The 26,377-nt window shown below is 65.2% G+C and carries 27 protein-coding genes; 22 read left to right on the forward strand and 5 right to left on the reverse strand.

What is annotated here, in order from left to right:
- Nucleotides 1-259: 259 nt before the first annotated feature.
- The 14 genes from urtA (at nt 260) to GFD32_RS01255 (ending at nt 13,963) form a co-directional block, all read left to right on the forward strand.
- Nucleotides 260-1,597 (forward strand): urea ABC transporter substrate-binding protein, encoded by a 1,338-nt coding sequence (gene urtA / locus GFD32_RS01190; RefSeq protein ID WP_163574518.1) that lies wholly within the window; start codon nt 260-262, stop codon nt 1,595-1,597.
- A 146-nt stretch (nt 1,598-1,743) separates the two neighbouring features.
- A complete protein-coding gene (urtB, locus tag GFD32_RS01195; RefSeq protein WP_163574732.1) occupies nt 1,744-3,315 on the forward strand; it encodes an urea ABC transporter permease subunit UrtB in 1,572 nt (523 codons plus the stop codon).
- A gap of 2 nt (nt 3,316-3,317) precedes the next feature.
- A complete protein-coding gene (gene urtC, locus GFD32_RS01200) occupies nt 3,318-4,460 on the forward strand; it encodes an urea ABC transporter permease subunit UrtC (RefSeq protein WP_163574520.1) in 1,143 nt (380 codons plus the stop codon).
- Nucleotides 4,457-5,296: an urea ABC transporter ATP-binding protein UrtD gene (gene urtD / locus GFD32_RS01205; protein ID WP_163574521.1), complete on the forward strand. Its 840-nt coding sequence runs from the start codon at nt 4,457-4,459 to the stop codon at nt 5,294-5,296. The genes urtC and urtD overlap by 4 nt, the downstream gene beginning before the upstream one ends.
- On the forward strand, nt 5,296-5,994 hold the full coding sequence (urtE, locus tag GFD32_RS01210) for an urea ABC transporter ATP-binding subunit UrtE (RefSeq protein WP_163574523.1): 699 nt from the start codon (nt 5,296-5,298) through the stop codon (nt 5,992-5,994). The genes urtD and urtE overlap by 1 nt, the downstream gene beginning before the upstream one ends.
- A gap of 284 nt (nt 5,995-6,278) precedes the next feature.
- Nucleotides 6,279-7,166: an urease accessory protein UreD gene (locus GFD32_RS01215; protein WP_163574525.1), complete on the forward strand. Its 888-nt coding sequence runs from the start codon at nt 6,279-6,281 to the stop codon at nt 7,164-7,166.
- A gap of 92 nt (nt 7,167-7,258) precedes the next feature.
- Entirely contained in the window at nt 7,259-7,561 is a 303-nt protein-coding gene (locus GFD32_RS01220; RefSeq protein WP_163574527.1) for an urease subunit gamma, read from the forward strand.
- Between the two features lie 31 nt (nt 7,562-7,592).
- Nucleotides 7,593-7,919, forward strand: coding sequence for an urease subunit beta (locus tag GFD32_RS01225; protein WP_163574529.1), 327 nt, complete (start codon nt 7,593-7,595; stop codon nt 7,917-7,919).
- Nucleotides 7,916-9,619 (forward strand): urease subunit alpha, encoded by a 1,704-nt coding sequence (gene ureC / locus GFD32_RS01230; protein ID WP_163574531.1) that lies wholly within the window; start codon nt 7,916-7,918, stop codon nt 9,617-9,619. Before GFD32_RS01225 ends, ureC begins: the two co-directional genes overlap by 4 nt.
- 70 nt (nt 9,620-9,689) lie before the next feature.
- A complete protein-coding gene (gene ureE, locus GFD32_RS01235; protein WP_163574533.1) occupies nt 9,690-10,205 on the forward strand; it encodes an urease accessory protein UreE in 516 nt (171 codons plus the stop codon).
- Nucleotides 10,195-10,914 carry an urease accessory protein UreF gene (locus tag GFD32_RS01240; protein ID WP_163574734.1) on the forward strand — a complete coding sequence of 240 codons (720 nt, stop codon included), beginning with the start codon at nt 10,195-10,197 and terminating at the stop codon, nt 10,912-10,914. The genes ureE and GFD32_RS01240 overlap by 11 nt, the downstream gene beginning before the upstream one ends.
- Nucleotides 10,915-11,105: 191 nt before the next feature.
- On the forward strand, nt 11,106-11,753 hold the full coding sequence (gene ureG / locus GFD32_RS01245) for an urease accessory protein UreG (protein WP_163574535.1): 648 nt from the start codon (nt 11,106-11,108) through the stop codon (nt 11,751-11,753).
- 32 nt (nt 11,754-11,785) lie between these two features.
- Nucleotides 11,786-12,388, forward strand: coding sequence for a HupE/UreJ family protein (locus tag GFD32_RS01250; protein ID WP_163574537.1), 603 nt, complete (start codon nt 11,786-11,788; stop codon nt 12,386-12,388).
- 144 nt (nt 12,389-12,532) lie between these two features.
- A complete protein-coding gene (locus tag GFD32_RS01255) occupies nt 12,533-13,963 on the forward strand; it encodes a phospholipase D-like domain-containing protein (protein WP_163574539.1) in 1,431 nt (476 codons plus the stop codon).
- Nucleotides 13,964-13,968: 5 nt separating this feature from the next.
- Here the strand turns inward: GFD32_RS01255 and GFD32_RS01260 are convergent, their stop codons facing one another.
- Nucleotides 13,969-14,898 (reverse strand): YihY/virulence factor BrkB family protein, encoded by a 930-nt coding sequence (locus GFD32_RS01260; protein WP_163574541.1) that lies wholly within the window; start codon nt 14,896-14,898, stop codon nt 13,969-13,971.
- A gap of 116 nt (nt 14,899-15,014) precedes the next feature.
- Here GFD32_RS01260 and GFD32_RS01265 point away from each other — a divergent pair, with 116 nt between their 5' ends.
- The 5 genes from GFD32_RS01265 to dcd all read left to right on the forward strand — a co-directional run bounded on the left by GFD32_RS01265 (nt 15,015) and on the right by dcd (nt 19,023).
- Nucleotides 15,015-15,572 carry a YqhA family protein gene (locus GFD32_RS01265; RefSeq protein WP_163574543.1) on the forward strand — a complete coding sequence of 186 codons (558 nt, stop codon included), beginning with the start codon at nt 15,015-15,017 and terminating at the stop codon, nt 15,570-15,572.
- A gap of 123 nt (nt 15,573-15,695) precedes the next feature.
- Nucleotides 15,696-16,235: a hypothetical protein gene (locus tag GFD32_RS01270; RefSeq protein ID WP_163574545.1), complete on the forward strand. Its 540-nt coding sequence runs from the start codon at nt 15,696-15,698 to the stop codon at nt 16,233-16,235.
- Between the two features lie 141 nt (nt 16,236-16,376).
- Nucleotides 16,377-17,420 carry a coiled-coil domain-containing protein gene (locus tag GFD32_RS01275; protein WP_163574547.1) on the forward strand — a complete coding sequence of 348 codons (1,044 nt, stop codon included), beginning with the start codon at nt 16,377-16,379 and terminating at the stop codon, nt 17,418-17,420.
- Nucleotides 17,421-17,564: 144 nt separating this feature from the next.
- Nucleotides 17,565-18,368 (forward strand): iron-sulfur cluster carrier protein ApbC, encoded by an 804-nt coding sequence (gene apbC, locus GFD32_RS01280; protein WP_205599001.1) that lies wholly within the window; start codon nt 17,565-17,567, stop codon nt 18,366-18,368.
- A gap of 88 nt (nt 18,369-18,456) precedes the next feature.
- Complete coding sequence (gene dcd / locus GFD32_RS01285) at nt 18,457-19,023, forward strand: dCTP deaminase (RefSeq protein ID WP_163574551.1); 567 nt, start codon at nt 18,457-18,459, stop codon at nt 19,021-19,023.
- A gap of 28 nt (nt 19,024-19,051) precedes the next feature.
- On the opposite strand, the gene purN is transcribed toward dcd, so the two are convergent.
- Both purN and purM read right to left on the reverse strand, forming a co-directional pair.
- Nucleotides 19,052-19,792, reverse strand: a complete 741-nt coding sequence (gene purN, locus GFD32_RS01290; protein ID WP_163574553.1) for a phosphoribosylglycinamide formyltransferase — start codon at nt 19,790-19,792, stop codon at nt 19,052-19,054.
- Complete coding sequence (purM, locus tag GFD32_RS01295) at nt 19,789-20,850, reverse strand: phosphoribosylformylglycinamidine cyclo-ligase (protein WP_163574555.1); 1,062 nt, start codon at nt 20,848-20,850, stop codon at nt 19,789-19,791. Before purM ends, purN begins: the two co-directional genes overlap by 4 nt.
- Nucleotides 20,851-20,991: 141 nt before the next feature.
- Here purM and GFD32_RS01300 point away from each other — a divergent pair, with 141 nt between their 5' ends.
- Both GFD32_RS01300 and hda read left to right on the forward strand, forming a co-directional pair.
- A complete protein-coding gene (locus GFD32_RS01300; protein ID WP_163574556.1) occupies nt 20,992-22,074 on the forward strand; it encodes an AI-2E family transporter in 1,083 nt (360 codons plus the stop codon).
- Nucleotides 22,071-22,772, forward strand: coding sequence for a DnaA regulatory inactivator Hda (gene hda, locus GFD32_RS01305; RefSeq protein ID WP_163574558.1), 702 nt, complete (start codon nt 22,071-22,073; stop codon nt 22,770-22,772). The genes GFD32_RS01300 and hda overlap by 4 nt, the downstream gene beginning before the upstream one ends.
- Nucleotide 22,773: 1 nt before the next feature.
- On the opposite strand, the gene GFD32_RS01310 is transcribed toward hda, so the two are convergent.
- The gene (locus GFD32_RS01310) at nt 22,774-23,322 is read right to left on the reverse strand and encodes a hypothetical protein (RefSeq protein WP_163574560.1); all 549 of its coding nucleotides are present in this window, start codon (nt 23,320-23,322) and stop codon (nt 22,774-22,776) included.
- Between the two features lie 151 nt (nt 23,323-23,473).
- Between GFD32_RS01310 and GFD32_RS01315 the strand changes: the two genes are divergently transcribed.
- Complete coding sequence (locus tag GFD32_RS01315) at nt 23,474-24,853, forward strand: class II fumarate hydratase (RefSeq protein WP_163574562.1); 1,380 nt, start codon at nt 23,474-23,476, stop codon at nt 24,851-24,853.
- Nucleotides 24,854-24,867: 14 nt separating this feature from the next.
- Here GFD32_RS01315 and glpD read toward each other — a convergent pair whose 3' ends face one another.
- A complete protein-coding gene (gene glpD / locus GFD32_RS01320; RefSeq protein WP_163574564.1) occupies nt 24,868-26,370 on the reverse strand; it encodes a glycerol-3-phosphate dehydrogenase in 1,503 nt (500 codons plus the stop codon).
- Nucleotides 26,371-26,377 lie beyond the last annotated feature (7 nt).

Consider the following 26,377-nt stretch of genomic DNA (forward strand, 5'->3'; position numbering starts at 1 on the left):
GGCATGGTGCGATGCCATGGTGCGAGTCGCGTCGGGTAGGGCGTTTTTTTGCACTGTGGGCGTGCGTCGGGCGGCGGGCCGACGATCGTGCGATTTTCCAGTACGTTGATGAAAAATGACTTTTACCTCCTCGTTGGAGCTGGTGGCGCAAACCTTGCAGTTGCCTGGGTGCAGTTCTGCGTTCGGTTCGTCGCGTCGACGTTTAGGACGCCATCACCACAACGAGCCCCTTCTTCGAGGAGGGAGCAAGGAGGTCCAAGTGATCACTTCCCATCGCAAGACACACCCTTCTCTCTGGTTTGCTGCTTCCCTGCTGAGCCTCGGCGTCGCTTCTCCTGCGCTGGCGCAGGAGGACGACCCGATCAAGGTCGGCGTTCTGCACTCCCTATCCGGGACCATGGCGATCAGCGAAACGGTCTTGAAGGACACCGTGGAGATGTTGATCGAACAGCAGAATGCCGAAGGCGGTCTGCTGGGCCGGCAGTTGGAGGCAGTGGTGGTCGACCCGGCTTCGGACTGGCCGCTGTTCGCCGAGCGGGCCCGCGAGCTGCTGGCCCAGGAGGAGGTCGACGTCATCTTCGGCAACTGGACCTCGGTGTCGCGCAAGTCGGTGCTACCGGTCGTCGAGGAGCTCAACGGCCTGCTGTTCTACCCGGTGCAGTACGAGGGCGAGGAGTCCTCCGAGAACGTCTTCTACACCGGCGCCGCACCCAACCAGCAGTCGATTCCCGCCATCAACTATCTCCACGATCAGGTGGGCGTGGAGCGTTGGGTGCTGGCCGGCACCGACTATGTGTTCCCGCGGACCACCAATCGCATTCTCTCCGCCTATCTCCAGGATGAGTTCGGCGTGGCGGAAGCGGACATCATGGTCAACTACACGCCCTTCGGTCACTCCGACTGGCAGAACATCGTCTCCGACATTCGCCGCTTCGGCAGCGAAGGCAAGAAGACCGCGGTGGTTTCCACCATCAACGGCGATGCCAACGTGCCGTTCTACACCGAACTGGCCAACCAGGGCGTGGATGCCGCCGATATCCCGGTGGTCGCCTTCTCGGTGGGCGAACAGGAGCTCACCGGAATCGATACCGGCCCGCTGGTGGGGCACCTAGCGGCGTGGAACTACTTCATGAGCGTCGACACCGATGCCAACTATGACTTCATCGACGCTTGGATCGAATACACCGACGATGAGATGGCGGTGACCAACGATCCCATGGAAGCCCACTACATCGGCTTCAACATGTGGACCGAGGCGGTCCGCAAGGCCGGCACGACCGATGTCGATGCGGTCAAGGATGCCATCATCGGCGTGACGGTGCCCAACCTCTCCGGCGGTTCTGCCGCGATGATGCCCAATCATCACATCACCAAGCCGGTGCTGATCGGCGAGATCCAGGATAACGGCCAGTTCGATATCGTCTGGCAGACTCCCTCTACGGTGGCTGGCGATGCCTGGTCCGACTACCTTCCCGGCTCGCGGGACCTCATCGCCGATTGGCGTGCACCGATGCGCTGCGGCAACTTCAACGTGGCCAACGGTTCTTGCGGTGGCAGCACAGCGGCCGAAGAAGCCGAAGCGGCCCTGGCGGAGTGATTGCCACCCCCTCGCTGCCCGGCCGGGCAGCGAGGGAGCACGCCTTCCCGACGATTTCAGAGGAAAGCCCGATGAGGAATTTCCCCTTGCCATGGGCGCCATCGACCCGAGCCGGTGGGGTGGTTGGCTGGCCCTGGCTGTTGCTCATGGGCCTGTTGTTGAGCGTTGTCCACTTCCCCGCAGCGCTGGCCCAGGAGACCGATGACCAGGCAGTGGCATTGCTCGAGGCGCTGGATGTGGATAGCTACGTTGCCAAGAGCGAGGCCGTCGAGGCCATCGTACGCAGCGATGACGAACGCGCCCGCGACTGGCTGCAAGCCCTGCTCGATGGACGCCTGCAGCGCTCCGATGGCGGACGCTTCGTGGTGGTGCTCGACAACCGCGGCCGTGACTGGCCAGTTGCGGATGCCCTGACCGGTGAAACGCTGGGCGAGATGTCGCGTCGCGAGCTGGATCGTATCGGTATCAACAATGCCCTGCGCAACCAACTGCGCAGTGCGCTGGCCGTGGTGGATCTCTACTCGCCGGATCTCGAGCGGCGCCGCGCTTCCGCCGAGCGCCTGCTGGGCGAGGTGGATGACGACCTGGCGGGGCCGTTGGCCGAGGTGATCGAGGAGGCCAGTGACGACCGGGTGCGTGAGCGCCTGAGCCTGGCGTTGGCGATCCATCGCCTCGAGCAGGGTGAGCTGGAAGCCGTCGCCGAACTCGAGGGTAGCCTGCATCCGCGGGTGCGGGTGGCACTCAATCGGGCTGCCACCGGCGACGATCCGCAAGTGGCCATAGCAGCCCGGGACGCGCTGGGCAGCATCGAGCAACAGCTCAAGCTCAACCGCGCGGCCGAAACCCTCTACTTCGGCCTCTCCATGGGCTCGGTGCTGGTGCTCGCCGCCATCGGCCTGGCCATCACGTTCGGGGTCATGGGCGTGATCAACATGGCCCACGGTGAGCTGATCATGCTGGGCGCCTATACCACCTGGGCGGTGCAGCAGCTGCTGCCCGGCCAGCCCGGGCTGGCGTTGATCCTCTCGATCCCCGCCGGTTTCCTGGTGTCGGCGTTGGCCGGCGTGGCCATCGAACGGGGGGTGATCCAGTTCCTCAAGGGGCGCCCACTCGAAACGCTGCTGGCTACCTTCGGCGTCAGCCTGATTCTTCAGCAACTGGTGCGCACGGTCATCTCGCCGCAGAACCGTACCGTGGTGACGCCGGAGTGGATGAGCGGTTCGCTGGCAGTCAACGATGCCCTGTCGCTGACCCTCAACCGGATGGTGGTGCTGGGCTTCGCGCTGCTGGTGTTCGTCGGCCTGATGCTGGTGATGCGCCGCACCCGGCTCGGCCTCGAGGTGCGCGCGGTGACTCAGAATCGTGCCATGGCTCGTTCCATGGGAATCCGCGCCACCCGTGTCGACATCCTGACCTTTGCGCTGGGGTCCGGGGTCGCGGGTCTGGCCGGCGTTGCGCTCTCCCAGCTCACCAACGTGGGGCCCAATCTCGGCCAGAACTACATCATCGACTCCTTCATGGTGGTGGTCTTCGGGGGCGTCGGTAACCTGTGGGGCACCCTGGTGGCGGGTCTGTCGCTGGGCGTGATCAACCAGATACTCGAACCCTGGGCGGGTGCCATGCTCGCCAAGATCATCGTGCTGGTCTTCATCATCCTGTTCATCCAGAAACGCCCCCGCGGACTCTTTCCGCAGAAGGGCCGTGCGGCGGAGGGCTGATCATGCAAGCGCGATCCTGGTTGCTGAGGCCCTTCAGCGAGCGCTCGACACAGCTGTTCTTCGGGGTACTCCTGGCGGCTCTGGTGTTGGTCACCGTGCTGCACTTGGCCGTACCGGCCGATCATCCCCTGCACGTCACGGCCTATACCGTCAATCTGTTCGGCAAGTATCTGAGCTATGCGCTGCTGGCCGTGGCGGTGGATCTGGTGTGGGGCTATCTGGGGATACTCAGCCTCGGGCACGGCGCCTTCTTCGCCCTGGGTGGGTATGCCATGGGCATGTACCTGATGCGTCAGATCGGCGATCGGGGCACCTACGGCGATCCGGTCCTGCCGGATTTCATGGTGTTCTTGAACTGGGAGAGCTTGCCCTGGTACTGGCAGGGCTTCGACATGGCCTGGTTCGCGTTCGTCATGGTGCTGCTGGCCCCGGGGGCGTTGGCACTGGTATTCGGTTGGCTGGCCTTCCGCTCGCGAGTCACCGGGGTGTATCTCTCCATCATCACCCAGGCGATGACCTTCGCCCTGATGCTGGCTTTCTTTCGCAACGAGATGGGCTTCGGCGGCAACAACGGCCTGACCGACTTCCGCGATATCCTGGGCTTCAGTCTGCGCAGCGATGCCACGCGCCTGGGACTGTTCATCGCCACCGGCGTGGCTCTGGCGCTGGGCTACTTGCTCTGCCGAGCCATCGTCGTCAGCAAGCTCGGCCGAGTGTGCGTGGCCACCCGTGATGCCGAGGCGCGCACGCGCTTTCTCGGCTACCGGGTCGAGCGCTTCCAGCTCTTCGTCTTCGTGGTCTCGGCGATGCTTGCCGGGGTGGCCGGGGCGCTGTATGTGCCTCAGGTGGGCATCATCAACCCGAGCGAGTTCGAGCCGATCTTCTCCATCGAGATCGTACTGTGGGTGGCGCTGGGCGGTCGGGCGACCCTCTATGGCGCCGTGATCGGGGCGATTCTGGTCAACTATGCCAAGACGGTGTTCACCGGGGTCATGCCCGATGCCTGGCTGTTCGCTCTGGGGGGCATGTTCGTGCTGGTCACCGTGTTTCTACCCCAGGGTGTGGCGGGATTGCTCGCCTATCGAATCAGGCGTCAGCGCCGCTCATCCGACGAGACCGCGACTCCCCAGGAGGCAAGCGCATGAGTCTTCTACGCTCTCTGGCCGACCGGGACCGGGTCTTTGACTTCCTGGTGCCGGTGGCCTCACCCGTGGACGTGCGCCATGGGCCGATCCTCTATCTGGAGGACGTGACCGTCAGCTTCGATGGTTTCAAGGCCATCGATAATCTCAATCTGACCATCGACGATGGCGAACTGCGCTGCATCATCGGCCCCAATGGCGCCGGCAAGACCACCATGATGGACATCATCACCGGCAAGACGCGTCCCGATACCGGCAAGGTGTGGTTCGGCAGCCGTCACGATCTACTTGCCATGAACGAGCCGGAAATCGCCAGCCTGGGGATCGGTCGCAAGTTCCAGAAACCGACGGTGTTCGAGGCGCTCAACGTGTTCGAGAACCTCGAGCTGGCCATGGCCGCCGACAAGCGCATCCTGCCGACGTTGACCGCACGCATGACCGGCGAGGTTCGCGATCGCATCGATGAAGTGCTCGCCACCATCGGACTGGCCGGCTTGCGATACCGCCCGGCGGGAATTCTCTCCCACGGGCAGAAGCAGTGGCTGGAGATAGGCATGCTGCTGATGCAGCGGCCGCGCCTGCTGCTGGTCGACGAACCGGTGGCCGGCATGACCGAGCAGGAGATGGAGCGCACCGCCGAGCTTCTCACCGGCCTGGCCGGCGAGGGCAAGCAGTCGGTGGTGGTGGTCGAGCATGACATGGGCTTCGTGCGCTCCATCGCCCGTCAGGTGACGGTGCTGCACCAGGGCAGCGTGCTGGCCGAGGGCAGCATGGAGCGGGTATCGAGCGACCCCGATGTCATCGAGGTCTACCTGGGCGTCGAAGAGGAGGCCGCCTGATGCTCAGCGTCGATGCCCTCAACCAGTTTTACGGCGAGAGCCACACCCTCTGGGATCTCGATCTCGAGGTGCCAGAGGGCCAGTGCACCTGCGTGATGGGGCGCAACGGGGTGGGCAAGACCACCCTGATGAAGGCGATCATGGGCGAAGTCGCTGTGAGCTCTGGCAGGATCCGCTATGCCGGCGATGTCGAATTGACCCAACGGCCCGTGGAGGCGCGCTCGCGGCTGGGCATCGGCTACGTGCCCCAGGGAAGACAGGTTTTTCCGCTGCTCACCGTAGAAGAGAACCTGCGTACGGGGCTTGCCGCCCGTGGTGACGGCTGTGGCGGCATTCCCGAGCGGGTCTTCGAGCTCTTCCCGGTGCTCGCGGAAATGCGCCACCGCCGCGGGGGCGATCTCTCCGGCGGACAGCAGCAGCAACTGGCCATCGGCCGGGCCCTGGTGCTCGAGCCGCGTCTGCTGATTCTCGACGAACCGGGAGAAGGCATACAGCCCAATATCGTTACCCAGATCGGCGAGGTGATTCGCAAGCTCATCGTCGAGGATGGCCTTACCGTGCTGTTGGTGGAACAGAAGCTGCCTTTTGCTCGCAAGTACGCCGACCGTTTCGTGATCATGGATCGTGGCCGCCCGGTGGCCAGGGGAACCATCGGCGAGCTTTCCGACGTGCTGATCAAGGAGCATCTGACGGTCTAGCCTCTGGGGCTGCGGGCCAAGGACTTCGAGACATGAGCCGTGGGTCAGAAGCACACGTCTCGGTGTCCGCCGCGTTCCATGGCGGTGCGCACGCTGCTGTAGCGCACCCCAATGGTGCGTATACCTGCCCTTCAATGGCGCCGTTGGTGCGAACGGGATGTCGCACAGCACCTTGTGTACAAAATAGGTCACTGATAAATCGACTGTTTGTTGCTTTTTCACCAGATTGGTACACGGCTTGCTGAGGGAGGGTTAACACCCTCGAATGCACAGGTTTCTCGTCAATGACGGCCATTCCGCGCGCCATCCCCTCCGGTTTCGATTCGGGTCACCGCTTCGATGTCGGTCGACACTGGGCGGCCTCCCTCGAACTCGGTTTTGCCGCCCGCCAGGGCGTCACGCGGATGGTCGCCGCGCGTCACCGAGGCCCGCTGCGGGTACAGCGCCCCTTTCATCCCGAGGGCCGCGTGGGCACTTGTCATGTCTACCTGCTGCATCCGCCCGGTGGACTGGTCAGCGGCGATGCCCTGGCCATCTCGGCGCGAGTCGAGGCGGGGGCGCAGGCGTTGTTGACCACGCCGGCCGCCAGCAAGCTCTATCGCGCCGACAGCCATGGCGTGTCCTGGTCCCAGCACACGCGACTCAGCGTCGCCGATGGGGGGCAGCTGGAGTGGCTGCCGCAGGAGACGATCGCCTTCGACGGCTCCCGCGGCGAGCAGGTCACCACTATTGCTCTCGAAGGTGACGCCCGTTGTCTGGGCTGGGAGATGCTGGCGCTGGGGCGGCCGGCCAGCCAGCTGCCTTACGCGTCCGGGCGCATCGAGCAGCGCTTTCGCTTGATGCGCGACGGGGCGCCGCTGTGGCTGGAGCGTCAGCCTCTGGACCCGGCCCACCCGCGTTTCCTCGGGCGCTGGGGTCAGGGTGGGGCCAGCGTCCAGGCCACCCTCTGGGCGGTGGGACTCATCGACGAGACCGAAGCCATCGAGGCCCTGCGCGAAGCACTGCCCGCCAGCCCGTGCTGGGCGGTCACGATACGCCACGGTGTGATGCTGTTGCGCTATCTGGGTCTGGAGCGTAACGAGGCTTGGGACCTCTGTGAGAGCGCTTGGCAGGTGCTGCGACCGCGGCTGATCGGTCGCGAGGCCTGTGTGCCACGGATCTGGAGAACATGACGGCACTCGTGCCGGCTACGGGCGACGAGCCGCGGGCTTCGAGCATCATGCCGAAGCCCGAAGTGCCGTTCTTACATCTTGAGGAGACCGCTGTGGAACTGACCCCTAGAGACAAGGACAAGCTGCTGCTCTTCTCGGCGGCCCAGCTGGCCGAGCGTCGCTTGGCGCGCGGCCTCAAGCTCAACTATCCGGAGGCGGTGGCACTGATCAGCTTCGAGATTCTGGAAGGCGCCCGCGACGGCCAGAGCGTGGCCGAGCTAATGAGCCACGGGCGCGAGATCTTGACCCGCGATGACGTCATGGAGGGAGTGGCGGAAATGGTCGACGAGGTGCAAGTGGAGGCCACGTTTCCGGACGGCACGAAGCTGGTCACCGTTCACGAACCGATCGTCTAAAACAGCCATGAGCGAAGGGGGAAAGAGCTCGATGATTCCCGGTGAATATCAGTTGAAGGACGGCGAGATCGAACTCTGCGAAGGGCGCGAGCGGATCGCCGTCGAGGTCGCCAACACCGGCGACCGGCCGATCCAGGTGGGCTCCCACTACCACTTTGCCGAGACCAACCCGGCGCTGCGCTTCGACCGCGACGCGGCGCGTGGTTACCGCCTCGACGTAGCTGCCGGTACGGCGATTCGCTTCGAGCCCGGCCAGACGCGTCAGGTGACGCTGATTCCCTACGTCGGGCGACGCCATGTCTACGGCTTTCGCGGCGAGGTGATGGGGGCGCTCGACGCCCAGGGAGGCCAGTCATGAAGATCTCTCGTCAGGCCTATGCCGATATGTACGGTCCCACCGTGGGCGACCGGGTGCGCCTTGGCGACACCGAGCTGTGGATCGAGGTCGAACGCGATGCCACTCACTACGGCGACGAGGTGAAGTTCGGCGGCGGTAAGGTGATTCGCGACGGGATGGGACAGAGCCAGCGCCATAACGACAGCGTGATGGATACCGTGATCACCAACGCGCTGATCCTCGACTGGTGGGGCGTCGTCAAGGCCGACGTGGGCATCCGGGGCGGGCGGATCGAAGCCATCGGCAAGGCCGGTAACCCGGATACCCAACCGGACGTGGAGATCGTCATCGGCCCCGGCACCGAGGTGATCGCCGGGGAAGGCAAGATCCTCACCGCCGGGGGCCTGGACGCCCACATCCACTTCGTCTGCCCGCAACTGGTGGAAGAGGCACTGATGAGCGGGATCACTACCATGCTGGGTGGTGGCACCGGGCCGGCCACCGGCACCAACGCCACGACCTGCACGCCTGGCGAGTGGCACATCGGCAAGATGCTGCAGGCCGTCGATGACCTGCCGATGAACATCGGCTTCCTCGGCAAGGGCAACGCGAGCCTGCCCGAACCGCTGGAAGCGCAGCTCGAGGCCGGGGCCATGGGGCTCAAGTTGCACGAGGACTGGGGCACGACACCGGCGGCCATCGATAACTGCCTCGCCGTGGCCGAGCGCTACGATGTCCAGATCGCCATTCATACCGATACGCTGAACGAGTCGGGTTTCGTGGAGGATACGCTTGCCGCTTTCAAGGAGCGCGGCATTCATACCTACCACACCGAAGGAGCGGGCGGCGGCCATGCGCCGGACATCATCACCGCCTGTGCCAAGGCCTACGTGCTGCCGTCGTCCACCAACCCGACTCGGCCCTATACGGTCAACACCATCGACGAGCATCTCGACATGCTGATGGTGTGCCACCACCTGGACCCCAAGATTCCCGAGGATGTGGCCTTCGCCGACTCGCGCATCCGCCGCGAGACCATCGCCGCCGAGGACATTCTTCACGACCTGGGCGTGATCTCGATGATCGCTTCCGACTCCCAGGCCATGGGCCGCGTGGGGGAGGTGGTGTGCCGGACCTGGCAGACCGCTCACAAGATGAAGGTGCAGCGGGGACTGCTGCCCGAGGATGAAGCCCTCGGCGCTGACAACTTCCGCGCCAGGCGTTATATCGCCAAGTACACCATCAACCCGGCGATCACGCATGGCATCGCCCACGAGGTGGGCTCGGTGGAGGTGGGCAAGCTCGCCGATCTGGTGCTATGGAAGCCCGCTTTCTTCGGTACCAAGCCGGCCATGATCCTCAAGGGCGGCATGATCGCTGCCGCGCCCATGGGCGACCCTAACGCCTCGATTCCCACGCCCCAGCCGGTGCACTACCGACCCATGTTCGGCGCCTTCGGGCGTGCGGCGAGCCAGACGCGGCTGACCTTCGTCAGTCAGGCGGCGCTGGATGCCGACATCAAGGAGCGGTTGGGCCTGCAGAGCGGGCTGGCGGCATGCAAGAACGTGCGCGGCGTGCGCAAGGGCGACATGAAGCTCAACGACGCCTGCCCCGATCTCAGCGTCGATCCACAGACCTACGAGGTGCGCTGCGACGGCGAGCTGCTGACCTGTGAGCCGGCCACTGAGCTGCCATTGGCGCAGCGCTACCACTTGTTCTGAGCTACGGGCTACGGGCTACGGGCTACGAGCCCGAAGCTCGCGGCTCGAAGCCCGCGACTGAGGTTGAACCATGCTGAAACTGACCGAACGCCTGGGGCCCATCGAAGCGAGCCAGGAGGCCGACACCCTGACGCTGCCCTATGAGCGGCGTGTGCTGGGTCGTCTCAAGGCAGTGAGCGACGCCGGGCGCGAGCTAGGGCTGTTCCTCGACCGTGGCCCGGTGCTGCGCCACGGCGAGGGTCTACGTGCCGCGAGCGGCGAGGTAGTGGTCGTCAGGGCGGCCGACGAGCCTGTGGTCACCGCCCGCATCGCTACCGGCCTGCCACTGGCGCGGCTCGCCTACCACCTGGGCAATCGCCATGTGCAGCTGGCATTGGGCGAGGACGAGAAGGGTGGCTTCGTACGCTTTCCACCGGACCACGTGCTGGAAGCGCTGGCCGAGATGCTGGGAGCGAGTCTGGAACGGCACGAGGCTCCCTTCGATCCCGAGCCGGGCGCTTATAACCAGCTTGGCCATTCGCATTCACACGCCCATGGCCACGAGCATGACCATGACCACGGCCATGGACATCACCATGCCCACTGAGGCGCTCCCATCGGGCATGGCGCAAGGCGACGACCTGGCACTGCTGGGGCTGCTGCAACTGGTCAGCCCGGCGTTGCCCATCGGCGCTTTCGCCTTCTCCCAGGGCCTGGAGAGCGCTTTCGAGCTGGGCTGGGTCAGCGACGAAGCCAGCCTCGGCGAGTGGCTCGAAGGTGTGCTGGACGACGGCCTGACCCGTTGCGAGCTGCCGGTGCTGGCGCGGCTGCAGGCGGCCTGGGCGAGCGGCGATGGGCTGGCCGTGGCCGAGTGGGACGCCTGGCTTGCCGCCAACCGCGAGACCGCCGAGCTCACTGCCGAGGATGCCCGGCTCGGCGCATCGCTCGTGCGTTTGCTGGGCAGTCTGGCGCTGTTGCCCGAGGACCTTGCAGAGGGGGCGCCGGCGTTGCCCGACAGGACCGGTTACGTGACGGCTTTCGCCTGGGCCGCTCATCGTCGCGGCATTCCGGTTCGCCAGGCGCTGCTCGGCTTCGCCTGGACCTGGCTGGAGAACCAGTTGGCGGTGGCCTGCAAGGCGCTGCCATTGGGCCATACCGCCGCCCAGCGGCTCGTCGAACGGCTACGGCCGACTCTGGTGGTTGCGGTGGACGAGGCCCTGGCCCTGGGCGATCACGAGCTCGGACCGGCACTGCCTGGCCTGGCCTTGGCCAGTGCCCTGCACGAGACCCAGTATTCGCGGCTATTCAGGAGTTAGCGGGAAGAACGGCGCTACGCGCCTGAAGAGGGAAGACGTCGCTTCGCGACTTGAAGAAGGAAGGTCGAGAAGAAAGACGTCGTTCCGCGGCTTCGAGAATGAGGATATGAGCTCCCTTCTTACATCTTCCTTCTTCTTTTTTCTTCTCTCATTCATTTTTTGGATTTTGAGTTCGTGCAAGGAGAAAGAATATGACGCATTGCCTACGCGTCGGCGTCGGTGGCCCGGTGGGCTCCGGCAAGACGGCGCTGCTCAAGCAACTCTGCCTGGCCCTGCGCGACCACTACGACATTGCCGTGGTCACCAACGATATCTATACCCGCGAGGACGCCGATTTCCTGCTGCGCCACGAGGCGCTGCCTGCGGAACGCATTCTCGGTGTGGAGACCGGTGGCTGCCCGCACACGGCGATCCGCGAGGACGCCTCCATGAACCTGGCAGCCATCGACGAGCTCCAGGAGCGTCACCCGGGCCTCGAGCTGGTGCTGGTGGAGTCCGGCGGCGACAACCTCTCGGCCACCTTCAGTCCCGAACTCTCCGACCTGACCCTCTACGTGATCGACGTTTCCGCCGGCGACAAGATCCCGCGCAAGGGCGGGCCGGGCATCACCAAGTCCGACCTCTTGCTCATCAACAAGATCGACATCGCCGAGCAGGTGCACGCCTCGCTCGAGGTGATGGAACGCGACGCCAAGACGATGCGCGGCGAGCGCCCTTTCGTCTTCACCAACCTCTATGACGGCGTCGGGCTGGAAACCGTCATCCAGTTCATCCTCGACCGCGGCATGCTGCCGGAGCGCCGGCCTCAGAGTACCGGCACGGCCGGTGCCGGCGTCTGACCTTTTTGGCATTCGACAAGGAGTTCACCACCATGAGACTGCGTTATTCCACCACGACTCGTGCTGCCCTTGCGGCGGCTCCAGCCCTGCTGCTGGTCGCCGGCCTGAGCGTTGCCCATCCCGGTCACGATGCCGCCCACGGCGGCGGTTTCGCCGCGGGGCTGACCCATCCGTTGCTGGGACTCGACCACCTACTGGCCATGTTCGCCGTGGGACTGTGGAGCCTGCGCCAGGCCCGGTCTCTGAGGCTGATGGCACCCGTGCTCGCCATCGGCGGCATGCTGCTGGGAGCCACCTTCTCCTGGGCAGGCCTGCAGCTGCCCGGCGTGGAGTTCGGCATTGCCATGAGCGTACTGCTGGCCGGCGTGCTGGTCGCTGCCTTGGCGCGCGTACCGGCGGTGCTGGGAGGTGCCGCCGTGATGCTGTTCATGATCTTCCATGGCCATGCCCATGGCGGTGAAATGCCGCATGGCGTCAGTGCGTTGGCCTATTTGGTGGGGTTCAGCTTGGCGACCCTGGCCATTACCTTGACCGGCCGTCTCGTCGGCGACTGGCTGATGGCCCGTGAGCATCGCGTGTTGCGCGGCCTGGGTGCTGCGATCGCCGCCATGGGGGCGTTATTCGCCTTCGGCTGAATTTAGGACAGTCAGTCCTGAAGCAGTGCGCCCGGCTCCGACCGGGCGCACTACGTTAGGGCCCGCCTTCGGAGTATGCTGGCGATGGGAGGTAGGATGCGCGCGCAGGGAGTAGGGCGGTTGGCCAAGGCGAGGAGGCAAGGAATGTGGCTATGGATCGTGGCAGCGGTACTGGCGGCCTGGTGTGCCATGGGGGTCTGGCAGCGTTTCAAGCCGCTGCCGGAAAGCGTTGGCCGTGCCTGGCCTGAGCGTGCCGCCGAGCGGGTGCGTTTCCTGGCCGACGTGACCTGGTATGACGCTGAGGGCGAGCGCCACATCGATCAGACCATCTTCGACGAGATCCTCGCGCTGATCGGTCAGGCCCGGCGCCTGGTGCTGGTCGATATGTTCCTGTTCAACGATTTTGCCGGCAGCGCCGACGGCGCCGAGTTCCGCCCGCTCTCTCGGGAGCTGACCGGGGCCTTGGTAGCGGCGCGGCGGCGCCATCCCGACCTTGAGGTCGTGGTGATCAGCGACCCGCTGAACACCCTCTACGGGGGGCTCGAACTACCCCATTTCGAGCGGCTGCGCGAGGCTGGCGTGCGGGTGGTGGAAACGGACCTGAACCGGCTTCGGGCCTCCAACCCGCTGTGGTCGGGGCTGTGGCATCTGGGGCCGCGCTGGCTGGGCAATCGTGCCGATGCGGGCTGGCTGCCCAACCTCCTGGGGCCCGGCCGGGTGACGCTGCGGAGCTATCTCGCCATGCTCAATTTCAACGCCAATCATCGCAAGACGCTGGTGGTGGATCGGGGCGATGACTGGGTCGGGCTGGTCACTTCAGCCAATCCGCACGATGCCAGCAGCTTGCACGGTAACGTGGGGCTGAGGTTTTCGGGGCCAGCAGCCCATGACTTGCTGGCTTCCGAGTGGGCGGTGGCGGCCTGGTCGGGAGTTGATCCGTCCGAGTTTTCGCCCCCCGTGGCCGAAGGCGGCGAAGTGGCCGAAGCGCGTATTCAACTGCTCACCGAGGGGGCAATCCGCGATGCCACGATCGCGGCCATCCAGGCCGCCGGTACAGGCGACCGGCTCGACGTAGCGGTGTTCTATTTGGCCCATCGCGGGGTGATCCGGGCGCTCGAACGAGCGCAGGTCAGGGGCGTGGCGGTGCGCGTGCTGCTCGACTCCAACCAGGATGCCTTCGGGCTGGTGAAGGGCGGCATTCCCAATCGTCCGGTGGCCCATGAGCTTCACGAGGCCGGCATTCCCGTACGCTGGTGCGTCAGTCGTGGCGAACAGTGCCACTCCAAGCTGCTGCTGCGCTGGCCTGCCGATGACGATGCCGAGGCGGAGATGATCCTGGGCTCGGCGAACTTCACCCGGCGCAATCTGGACGACCTGAACCTGGAGACCAGCGTGCGCCTGGCGGGTGCAGTGGATACGCCGGCGCTGGCCGAGGCGGCGGCCTTCTTCGAGTCGCGCTGGGCCAGCACGCCGGAGCATACGACCAGCGAGCCCATCGCTGCGCATGACGACGTCAGCCGCTGGCAGCACCTACGCTACCGGATCATGGAGTCGAGCGGATTGTCGACCTTCTGAGGCGCTCAGTCGACGCGGGTCACGGCCTGGTGCCGAGGGTCGACGTACCAGGGCAGGCCGAGTCGGGCGTTACGCTCCAGTTCGGCGATCACCTGGGCGCCGAGCAACAGGATGATGGCGCCGACCTCCAGACTCAGCAGTACCACGATCAGGGTGGCCAGCGAGCCGTAGACGGCGTTGACGAAAGAGAGGTTGGCGAAATAGTAGACCAGCAGCAGTCGCACGCCTTCCCATAGCAGCGCTGCCACGAATCCTCCCACGATGGCTCGGCGAAGGGCGATGCGCACCACGGGCAGCACCTTGTAGATGGCGCTGAACAGCGCGAACACCCCGCCGAAGCTGAACAGGTTGAGCGCTGTCTCCGAGAGCCCGGCCAGGGGGAGTTCGCGGTCGAACAGGGCGAGCCACAGACTGTTCACGGCTCCCGCCAGGGTGACCAGTAGCGTCAGGGCCAGCAGGCCGGCACCGAGCAGCAGCATGAACAGATCAGGCAGCAATACCGAGACCCAGACGCTACGCCCGCTGTGAACGTCGGTTGCATGGAAGATGAGTGCCAGGGCGTCCTCCAGCATGCGAAAGGCGAAGGAACTGAAAATCAGCAGTACCAGGGTGCCGAACAGTCCGATGACCTCCGGTGAATCCAGCAGTGTACGTACGGCATCCAGCAGAACCTCGGCGTGCGCCGGTGCCAGGTGACGCGCCTGCACGGAGAGCACGTCGAACAGAGCCCGCTCGTCCACGATCTGTGTGAGCAGGACTACCAGTAGGGCGAATAGCGGCACGATGGAAAGCAGAATGTTGTAGCCGACCCCGCCAGCCAGAAGGATGCCGCGGTTGCGCAGGAATGCCGTCAGCACTCGCCACAGGAAGCTGGCCACCCTTGGCAGCAGGACGAAGGCCAGGCGACTGGAAAGGTTCGACGGACGAAAGGCCATGCGCTATCCCTGTCGGGGCTCTATACGGCATGATACGTGCAGTTCGACCTCGGCGGTCAAACGAAGCCGGCATTGTCGTCGGCCATCGTCATCCCTATCCCTACGAGGAGCCCGGCATGAGCGAGGCGCCGCTACCCGAAAAGTCCCAACCCGGTACTCCACGTAGTCGTCTCGAGCGGCGTTTCGAGCAGTTTCTCTGGCAGTCGCGGCTGCTGGTACTGCTGGCGGTGATTCCTGCTCTGCTTGGCGCTTTGATGCTTTTCGTGATCGCTAGCCTCGATATCCTTGGCGTGGTGGTCGATACTTGGCGGCACTACCTGGCGGGCGGACCCGACATCCATAAGAGCGTGGTCACCGATATCATCGTCGCCGTCGACATCTACCTCATCGCGCTGGTATTGATGATTTTCGGGCTCGGGGTCTATAAGCTCTTCGTGTCGCGGATCGAGCCTGCCGAGGGACGAGACCCTGCCCATCCTTTCAACGTCCAGTCGCTGGATCAACTCAAGGACAAGATCGCTCGCGTGGTGATCCTGGCGGTGATCATCGAGTTCTTCCGTGCCGTCGTGGACATCCAGTTCGATTCGCCGCTGGATGCGATCTACCTGGCGCTTTCGGTACTCGCCCTCGCGCTGGCGCTGTACCTCATGGCGCTGGCACACAAGGCGGAGTGAGCCGAGCCGGCAGGGGCCGCTCATCGACCATACTGCTTCGCATCGACGATGGCGGGGCCGCGCATGTTGCCGATCCGATCAAGGTGGAGAGTCCATTGCCGCTGCGTGATCTGGACGGCGTCGTTGGCGCTGCTGGCTGGTTGCACCGGTCGGCTGGTGCCGCCCGCCGAGGTGGCCGATCCGGTGGACGTCTACCTGCTCGACCATGGCCGTCATGCCAGCCTGGTGATGCCTCATCACGAGGGGGGCGTGGTGCGCTACAGCTACGGCGACTGGCAATGGTACGTGGAAGGACGGCGGCACCTGCTGTCAGGGGCGGCGGCGATGCTGTGGCCGACCGCCGGGGCATTGGGGCGGCGTATCGACGAGGGACTGGAGCTTCCCGCCCAGCTCTCGCGCCTGTCCCCCGAAGGGGTGGCGGCGAGCCATCCGCTGGTGGTCGAACGCTCGCGCGCCGGGGCATTGAGCCGACGGCTGGATGCGCGCTTTGCCGCTGCGGGACCTGGCGTCGAGAGCCCTGAGTTCAACCTCGTCTTCGTGCGCGATCCGCGTGACTACTGGCTGGCGCATCAGTCCAACCTGGTCGTGTCCGGCTGGCTAGATGAGCTGGGGGTGGAGGTGAGTGGACTTCCCTGGCTGTCCTGTTGGCGCATGATCCATTGAGCGTTGAAAGCCTGATGCGAGTCATCTCTCGGGCGTGCAAGACTGTGTAAACGTATCAGTGTGTGTATGCTGAAAGATCGACGGCACGTGCTTGTCGCCATGTCGCGGCAAGCGTCATCGATCAACTGGAGGGTACAGCGCATGTCGGATAACTCCAACAGTCCCTTGTTCAAGGACAATCGCGTCAGGGCACTGGCGGCCGTGGCCGTGGTGGCCATCATCTGGGCGATCTTTGCCCACACCAGCGGCAGTTCCTATCGCGAACACAGCGAGGCGCTCGAGTCACAACTCTCGAGCATGGAAGCCGAGAATCAGGAGCTAAGTAGCCAACTCGAGGAGCATGAGTCGCAGCTTGCCGAGCAGCAAGAGGCGGGTGAGGAGCTGGCTGCCCTCGAGTCGCAGATCGCCGAACTCGAGGAAGAGCGCGAGGCCATGCAGTCGTCCATGACCCAGGAGCGGGAAGCTACCGAGGGCGAGCTCGAGGCGCTTCAGGCCGAGGTCGAGGACACCGAGGCTGAACTGGCCGATCTACGCGAGCAGCAGGAGTCGTTGCAGGCCGATATCGAGGCTCGCCATGACGAGCTTGCCGAGGCCGAAGAGAGCCTGGCGACGCTGCGCCAAGAGCGGCAGTCCGCCGAGGAGGCGCTCGACGAGGCCGTGTCGGAACGTGCAGCGGCCGTGCAGGAGCGCGAAGCGGCGGAAGTGGCGCGCGATGACGCCATCGAGGCGCAAGAGAGCGCCGAGGCGGCGCGTCAGGAAGCCGAGGTCGCTCGGGATCTGGCCGACAATGAGCTGGCCGCCATCGAGGACGAGATCACCGCTGCTGAAGAACGACTGAACGCCCTCGAGGCAGAAATTGCCGAGCGCGAGACCATGCGCGAAGCGCTCGACAACGACATCGCTGCATTGGAGACCTGGCGTGATGAGGTGGCCAATGAGGTCGCCTCCGTTCGCGAGGAGCGTGACGCCCTCCAGTCCGAGGTGGAGCAGGCACGCATCGATCTCGACGATACTCTGGCTGCCATGGAGATCGGCCGTGAGGAGCTGGCCGATCTCGACGCCCAGGTGGAGCAGCGGGAATCGCAGCTCGAACGTCTCGAGTCGCAGCTGGACAGCTGGCGTGACGAACTGGAGCAGCTTCAGCAGCGTACGGCGTCGGCCGAGGAGGAAACCGAGGCACAATGAAGTGATCCTCCATCGATAACGACAAACGGCGAGCCTCGCTCGCCGTTCGTCGTTTCGGGCCACTGGAAGGGCACGTTATACTGCCTACGACGCTTACCGTTGCGGCGTTCGCCGCTTCGCCATCAGCACGAGGAGTCAATCGTGATCGAAGGGGTCAAGCATATCGTCGCCGTGGCATCCGGCAAGGGCGGCGTCGGCAAGTCGACCGTCACCGTCAACCTGGCGCTGGCGGCAGCCGCCGAAGGGTATCGCGTGGGCATTCTGGATGCCGACATTCACGGCCCCAGCCAGGCGCAGATGCTGGGCGTCGGCGAAGGCGTGCGCCCTCAAGCTGCCGGCGAGAACCGCATGCGTCCGCTCGAAGCTCACGGCATCCAGGCCATGTCCATGGCCTTCATGGTCGACATTCGCGAGCCCATGGTGTGGCGCGGGCCCATGGTGGCGGGTGCTTTCCAGCAGCTGCTCACCCAGACGGTCTGGGACGACGTGGATGTGCTGTTCATCGACATGCCGCCGGGAACCGGGGACATCCAGCTCACCCTGGCGCAGAAGGTGCCGGTGGACGGCGCAGTGATCGTGACCACGCCCCAGGACATCGCTCTGCTGGATGCCCGCAAGGGCATCGAGATGTTCCGCAAGGTGAACGTGCCGGTGCTCGGCGTGGTGGAGAACATGAGCCTGCACGTCTGCTCGCAGTGCGGCCACAGCGAGCCGATCTTCGGCGAGGGAGGCGGCGAACGCATCGCTGGCGAGTACGACACCCGGGTGCTGGGGCAGTTACCGCTGACCCTTGCGATTCGTGAGCAGGCCGACGGCGGCCGGCCCACCGTGGTGGCCGAACCGCAAAGCGACGTCACCGCTACCTTTCGCGACATGGCCCGCCAGGTCGTTGAGCAGTTGGCCGAGCAAGGCTCCGAGGGTCCTTCCATCTCCTTCAGCGATGACTGAGGCTCGGCCGTGACGCCCGGCGCCGGGGTCGCTATCATATCGGGCCAGTGCCGTGAGGCATGTCGCCAACTCAGCAGGAACCGTCCCGATGAGCATCAAGTCCGACAAGTGGATTCGTCGCATGGCCGATCAGCAGGGAATGATCGAGCCTTTCGAAGCCGATCAGGTGCGTTACGTGAACGATCAGCGGGTGATCTCCTACGGGACGTCCAGCTACGGCTACGACGTACGCTGTGCCGACGAGTTCAAGGTGTTCACCAACATCCATTCGGCGGTGGTCGACCCTAAGGGTTTCGACGAGAAGAGCTTCGTCGACATCAAGGGCGATGTGTGCGTGATTCCACCCAATTCGTTCGCCCTGGCGCGCACCGTGGAGTACTTCCGCATCCCGCGCAGCGTTCTGACCATCTGTCTGGGCAAGTCGACCTATGCGCGCTGCGGCATCATCGTCAACGTGACGCCGCTGGAGCCCGAGTGGGAAGGGCACGTGACTCTGGAGTTCTCCAACACCACCAATCTCCCGGCCAAGATCTACGCCCACGAGGGCGTGGCGCAGATGCTGTTCCTGGAGTCGGACGAAGTGTGCGAGACCTCCTACAAGGACCGCGGCGGTAAGTATATGGGGCAGCGAGGGGTGACCTTGCCAAGAACCTGACCCCGGGCTGCGCCCGGGAGCTTCCAGCTTACCGCTCCTGATCCTCGTCGAGTTCTTCGGCGGCGTCGGCGTGGGACATGCGCAGCCCGTGAGGCGGCAGTGCGACGCCGTCGAAGGTGGCGCCACCGTTGGCGAATTTCAGTCGGCCTTCCAGGCACCACTTAACGGCAATGGGGTAGATGAGGTGCTCGCGGGCATGCACCTTGGCCTTGAGGCTCTCTTCGGTCTCGTCCTCGGCCACCTCGACCACGGCCTGGAGCACTACGGGGCCGCCATCCAGCTCTTCGGTGACGAAGTGCACGCTGCAGCCGTGCTCGGACACGCCGTCGGCGAGTGCCCGGGCATGGGTGTTCAGCCCCTGGTAGGCGGGCAGCAGCGAGGGGTGGACGTTGAGCATCCGCCCCAGAAAGCGTTGCACGAAACGTGGCGTGAGGATGCGCATGAAACCGGCCAGCACGATCAGATCGGGCTCGTGACGTTCGATCACCTTGATCAGGGCGCCATCGTAGGCATCGCGGCTGTCGTACTCGCGATGCGGGAGGACCACTGCCTCGATGCCGGCTTGGTGGGCACGGTGAAGGCCGTAGGCGTCGGGCTCGTTGGCAATCACGGCGACGATGTCACCGCCCAGGCGGTCGTGGGCCTGTTCGTCGATCAGCGCCTGCAGGTTGCTGCCGTTGCCGGAGATCAGCACCACGACCCGGCGAGCTTCGGCGGGCTGGGGTGCCATGTCGTTGAGGGTGTCGCTGGCGTAGTCGGTGTCGCTCATGCCGTGAGGTTCTCCAGCCGGACGGCTTCCCCGTCGCCGCGAGTGACGATCTCACCGATACGCTGGACGCTCTCGCCCTGCGCCTGCAGGTGGGCGCGCGCCTGGTTGGCCTTGTCGGCCGGCACGACCACCACCATGCCGATACCGCAGTTGAGCACGCGGTGCAGCTCGTGCTCGGCGACGTTGCCTTCGCGCTTGAGCCAGTCGAAGATAGCCGGGCGCTCCCAACTGGTGACGTCGATGCGTGCTGCAAGCCCGTCCGGCAGCACCCGTGGCAGGTTCTCGGTGAGCCCCCCGCCGGTGATGTGCGATAGCGCATTGACGGTCACGCCGCTATCGCGGATCAGGGACAGCAGCGGTTTGACGTAGATCCGAGTGGGGGCGAGCAGGGCGTCGGCCAATGGCTGGCCGTCGACGGCGGTATTGAGGTCGGCGCCGCTGACCTCGAGGATCTTGCGGATCAATGAGTAGCCGTTGGAGTGCGGGCCGGAGGAGGCGATGCCCAGTAGGACATCGCCCTCGGCGACCCGGCTGCCGTCCAGGATCTCGCTCTTCTCCACCACGCCGACGCAGAAGCCGGCCAGGTCGTAGTCGCTGTCCTGGTACATGCCGGGCATCTCGGCGGTCTCGCCGCCCACCAGGGCACAGCCGGCCTGCTCGCAGCCCTCACCGATGCCGGTGACCACGTCGGCGGCGATGTCCACGTCGAGTCGGCCCGTGGCATAGTAGTCGAGAAAGAACAGTGGCTCGGCGCCGGCCACTATCAGGTCGTTGACGCACATGGCCACCAGGTCGATGCCGATGCTGTCATGGCGGCCAAGGTCCATCGCCAGGCGCAGCTTGGTGCCCACGCCGTCGGTGCCCGCAACCAGCACCGGCTCGCGGTAGCCGGAAGGCAATTGACACAAGGCGCCGAAGCCACCCAGGCCGCCCATCACTTCGGGGCGGGTGGTGCGCTTGACCACGCCCTTGATGCGGTCGACCAGGGCGTTGCCGGCGTCGATGTCGACACCGGCGTCCTTGTAGCTGAGCGAGGGGCGGGAAGAGGAATCGGTCATCTCGGGTCCTGTCGTGAGTCGTCGGCGTGCTGCGCCGTTCGCTGGGCGAGCCGATGCAGTGGGCAAGATCGGGGTCGAAATTGTAGCATCATGGCACGCGACTGGCAGCCGCTGGTGGTGCTTCGACACAGGGAGAGCGGGATGCGCAGAGAGTGGTGGATAGTCGTTGGCGTAGCCGGCCTGGCGCTGTGGTTTCTCGTTAGCATCGAGCCGGTGCTGATGCCCTTCTTCGCCAGCATGATCCTGGCGTACCTGGGCGATCCGCTGGCCGACCGACTGGAGGGATACGGGCTGTCGCGGCGCCTGGCCGTCACCGTGGTGTTCCTGCTGCTGACCCTGGTAATCGCTCTCACGTTGCTGCTTGTGGTTCCCATTCTTGGCCGACAGCTCGGCCAACTGGTCGATGCCTTGCCGACAATGCTCAACTGGGCCGAGGCGAGCCTGGTGCCACGAATCCAGGCGCTCACCGGCATGGACCTCTCCACCGATGTCGGTCAACTCCGTCAGACGGTGGTCGATAACTGGAGGGAAACCGGTTCCTTTGCCGCCACGCTGCTGGCCCAGGTATCGCGCTCCGGCCTGGCCCTGGTGGGGTGGATCGGTAGCCTGTCACTGATCCCGGTGGTCACCTTCTACCTGCTGCTGGACTGGGACGTTCTCGTCGAGAAGGTGCGTGGCACTCTGCCGCGCCGCTGGGAGCCCGACGCCGTCCGGTTGGCCAAGTCATGCGATGAAGTTCTTGCCTCTTTCTTACGGGGCCAACTGATCGTGATGCTGTGTCTGGGCGTCATCTATGCCATCGGCCTGACTCTGCTGGGCGTGCGTTTCGGCCTGCTGATCGGCCTGCTCTCGGGCCTGGCAAGCATCGTTCCTTACCTGGGTGTGATCGTGGGGATCAGCGTCGCCGGGCTGGTGGCGTTCTTCCAGTTCGGTGACTGGCTGATGCTGCTCGGCGTGGCGGCGGTATTCGCCTTCGGCCAGGTGGTGGAGAGCGTGGTATTGCAGCCCAAACTGCTTGGCGACCAGATCGGTCTGCATCCGGTGGCGGTGATCTTTGCCGTTCTGGCCGGCGGCAACCTCTTCGGTTTCACCGGCGTATTGCTGGCGCTGCCGGCGGCAGCAGTGATCATGGTACTCTTGCGGGAACTCAACGACCGTTACAAGCGCAGCCGCCTGTACGATGCCAGACGGTCGGAGCCCCCCCACGACGAGGAGTCGACATGAGTCGAGCACCCGCGCAGCTGCCGCTGGGCGTGGGGCTGCGCGATGATGCCACCTTCGCCAGCTTCCATGCCGGGCCCAATGCGAGCCTGGTCGATCGCCTCGTGCGCCAGCTCGATGACGGGGGAGAACCGTTTCTCTACCTGTGGGGGGCGGCGGGCACGGGGCGCAGTCACCTGCTGCAGGCGGCCTGCCATGCGGCCTCGGACCGGGACCGGCGCGCGCTTTACCTTCCGCTGCGCGAGCTGGGCCATTTTCCACCGCTCATGCTGGAGGAGATTGAGCGCTTGGATCTGGTAGCCATTGACGATCTGGAAACCGTGGTGGGCCGCCGGCGTTGGGAGGAGGGGCTGTTTCACGCCTTCAACCGGCTGCGCGATGCGGGTCGGCGTCTGGTGATAGCGGCCGATGCATCGCCACGTCAGCTGCCGGTCGAGCTGCCGGATCTCGCTTCTCGGCTCACCTGGGGAATGACCTTCCACGTCAAGTCGCTTGACGACGAGGAGCGACTGGCCGCCTTGCAGCTGCGTGCGCGGGTGCGCGGTATGCAGCTGTCCGGTGAGGTGGCACGCTATATCCTGCATCGTGGCCCGCGCGAGCTGGGTGACCTGTGCGAAGCGCTGGCGGTTCTCGACCGGGCTTCGCTTTCCGCTCAGCGCAAGCTGACGATTCCCTTCGTCAAGCAGGCGCTGGGGTGGTAGATCAGCGGCTCAACTCGACCTGAAGGTGCTGGCTCCGGCCGAGCGATACCTGGCGAATCACGATGCCGGGCTCTCCGCTGCGAGGGTTCTCGACGTTGCCCGAAACATAGAATTCGCCGGATGGCAGGCCGGAGAGTTCGAAGCGTCCGCTACCATCGGTGCGCGTGGTGTGAGTGTATTCACGGGCCCGTGGATCGGCCGGTTCCACGGCGATGCCGGCCAGCGCCTTTTCGGCCGCTTCGGCTGAGTAGGTGGTGACGGGGGCGACGGCAATGGCGGCCTGGGAAGCGGCCCTGCCGCCAACGGTCAGACGACCGCTGATCGATGCCGTTCCGCGCTTTTCCAGCCGGGCGTACTCGGACTCGGGAAAAGCGATCTCGCGGGCTACCCGGCCGGATGGGGGAGAGGGCCGGGGCTCGGCTTCGCGCGGGGCCGGCTCGCTGCGGTCGATCACCTCGATGCGTTCGGGAGAGGGGGTGGAGCGCGGCTCCATCATCTGGCAGCCGGCCAGCGTCAGACCCAGCAGCGTGGCGATGATCCAGGCTTTCATGGTGTGCGGTCCTCGTGATCGTTGGCCCCGTGCGTGCATCTCGAGGATAGCCGATGCACCTCCCTGGCCGACAGGCCTGGCGACCTTGAAAGCCACGAGAGAGGGCACGATGCTGCAGAGAGGACTTACCAATCCCTGCAAGGAGACGGTCATGAGTGAGCAGCGAATCGAACGTGACAGCATGGGCGAGCTGGCAGTGCCGCGTGACGCGCTCTATGGCGCCCAGACGCAGCGTGCCATCGACAACTTTCCCGTTTCCGGCCAGTCGATGCCGGCGTCGTTCATCCACGCCATCGCTCGCATCAAGCTCGCTGCGGCGCAGGTCAACGCCGAGCTCGGGCTGTTGGATGCCGAGCGTGCCGAGGCCATCGTCGCGGCGGCCCAGGCCATCGTCGATGGGCGGCACGACGATCAGTTTCCGGTCGACGTGTTTCAGACCGGCTCGGGGACCTCGAGCAACATGAACGTCAACGAGGTGATCGCCAATCTGGCCAGCCGCGACGGTCATCCGGTCGGGGCCAACGATCATGTCAACATGGGGCAGTCGAGCAACGACGTCATTCCCACGGCGCTTCACCTTTCCACGGCATTGGCGGTCACCGTGGCGCTGCGTCCAGCACTGGATCAGCTACGCCAGACCATCGATGCCCGTGCCGCCGAGCTCGACGGGGTGGTGAAAACGGGACGCACCCACCTGATGGATGCCATGCCACTGCGCATGAGCCAGGAACTGGGCGCCTGGTCGAGCCAGGTGGGGCAGGCGATCGAGCGCTTCGACGGCGCCATGCTGCGTCTGACACGCCTGGCACAGGGGGGCACGGCCGTGGGCACCGGCATCAATGCCCATCCCGAATTTGCCACGCGCATGGCGCAGAGGTTGAGCGACCAGACCGGCCTGGCCCTGCGCCCCAACGACAGCTTGTTTGCCAGCCTGGGCTCCCAGGATGCGGCGGTGGAGCTGTCGGGGCAGCTGCGGGGCCTGGCCTGCGCGATCATGAAGATAGCCAATGATCTGCGGTGGATGAATTCCGGGCCGCTGGCGGGGCTCGGCGAGATCGAGCTCGAGGCGCTGCAACCCGGCAGTTCGATCATGCCGGGCAAGGTCAACCCGGTGATTCCCGAGTCTGCCGCCCAGGCGGCAGCCCAGGTCATCGGTCTGGATACGGCCATTACCGTGGCCGGCCAGAGCGGCAACTTTCAGCTCAATGTGATGTTGCCGTTGATTGCCAATAACCTGCTCACCCAGATTACCCTGATGACCAATGCGTCGCGATTGCTCGCCGACCGAGCCATTGCCACCTTCCAGGTGCGCGAGGCGAATCTGGCGGAGCCTCTGTCGCGCAACCCCATCCTGGTGACGGCGCTCAACTCGGTGATTGGCTACGACGCGGCTGCCGCCATTGCCAAGTCGGCCTATCAGGCTGGGCGACCGATCATCGACGTCGCCGAAGAGCAGACGGACCTGTCGCGTCAGGAGCTCGAACGGCTGCTCGATCCCGCCGCTCTGACACGGGGCGGAATCCCGGAGTAGCCCTTGTCGGCCTCTCAGGCGGCGCGTTCGTGGCGCCGCCGCGCAAGGTAGGCGTCGACGCGCTCGCACTGAACCGGGGTCAGGCGCAGGCCGAGTTTGGTGCGACGCCACAGGATGTCGCTGGCTTCACGTGCCCATTCCCGGTCGATGAGATAGTCCACTTCGGCCCTTGTCAGGCCGGCTCCCAGAGATTCTCCGAGATCGTTCTGACAACGGGCATCGCCCAGGAAATGCAGGCACAGCGAGCCATAGGTGCGCGAAAAACGGCGAATCTGGTCTTCGCTCAAGAAAGGGTATTCGTGTCGCAGCCGCTGCTGGAAGGCCGCCTGGCTTTCGATGTCGCCTCCCGGCAAGGGGGTAGCGCTCGTCCAGGGGGCGCCCATGGCCGGCAAGTGCGGGGCCAGGCGCTCGAGCGCCGACTCGGCGAGCTTGCGGTAGGTGGTGATCTTGCCGCCGAATACCGACAGCAGCGGGGCGCCCTCGTCATCGAGATCCAGAGTGTAGTCGCGAGTCATGGCGGTGGGTTCGGCCGACTCGTCGTCGCACAGGGGGCGCACACCGGAGAACGTACGCAACACGTCGTCGCGCGTGAGCGGTATTCGGAAGTGATCGTTGACCACCGACAGCAGGTAATCGATCTCCACATCGCTGGCTGCGACACGCGCGGGATCGTCGTCATGGCGGCAGTCGGTCGTGCCGATGAGGCTGAAGTCGTCCTCGTAGGGCAGTACGAAGACGATACGCTTGTCGGTGTGCTGCAGGATGTAGGCGCGGGAGTCGGTGTTGCGGCGAGGCACGATGAGATGGCTGCCACGGATCATGCGTACCGTGTAGCGCGAGGGGCGGTGGGCCCGCTCGCGTACGACTCGGTCCACCCAGGGGCCGGCTGCATTGATCAGCACGCGGGCGTATCGGTGGGTCAGTTGGCCGCTGGCGACGTCTTCCAGCGCGATTTCCCAGCCCCCCTCGACCTCGCGAGCGTTCACGCAGCGGGTGCGCACCATGATATCGGCACCGTGCTGGCGGGCCTGTAGCGCATTGAGGACCACCAAGCGTGCATCATCCACCCAGCAGTCCGAGTATTCGAAGCCGCGGGTGATGTCCGTGGCCAGCCCTCGTTCATGACCCAGGCGGATCCCCCGGGAACCTGGAAGTCGCCGGCGCTTGCCCAGGTGGTCGTAGAGGAAGAGGCCGGCTCGCAGCATCCATGCCGGCCTCAGGTGGGGACGATGGGGCAGTATGAAGCGCAGCGGCCAGATGATATGCGGTGCCTTGGCCAGCAGCACCTCGCGTTCGCGCAGCGCTTCGCGTACCAGACGATATTCATGGTGCTCCAGGTAGCGCAGTCCGCCGTGGATCAGCTTGCTGCTGGCCGAAGAGGTTGCACCAGCCAGGTCGCCCTGCTCGCAGAGTGCCACTGCGAGGCCGCGCCCGGCAGCATCGTTGGCGATACCGGTGCCGTTGATGCCGCCGCCGATCACGAAGAGATCGAGCGGGCTGCTGGGGGTGTCGTTCATGTGCGCT

It is taken from the genome of Halomonas faecis (genome assembly GCF_010993975.1).
Taxonomy (GTDB): Bacteria; Pseudomonadota; Gammaproteobacteria; order Pseudomonadales; family Halomonadaceae; genus Halomonas; species Halomonas faecis.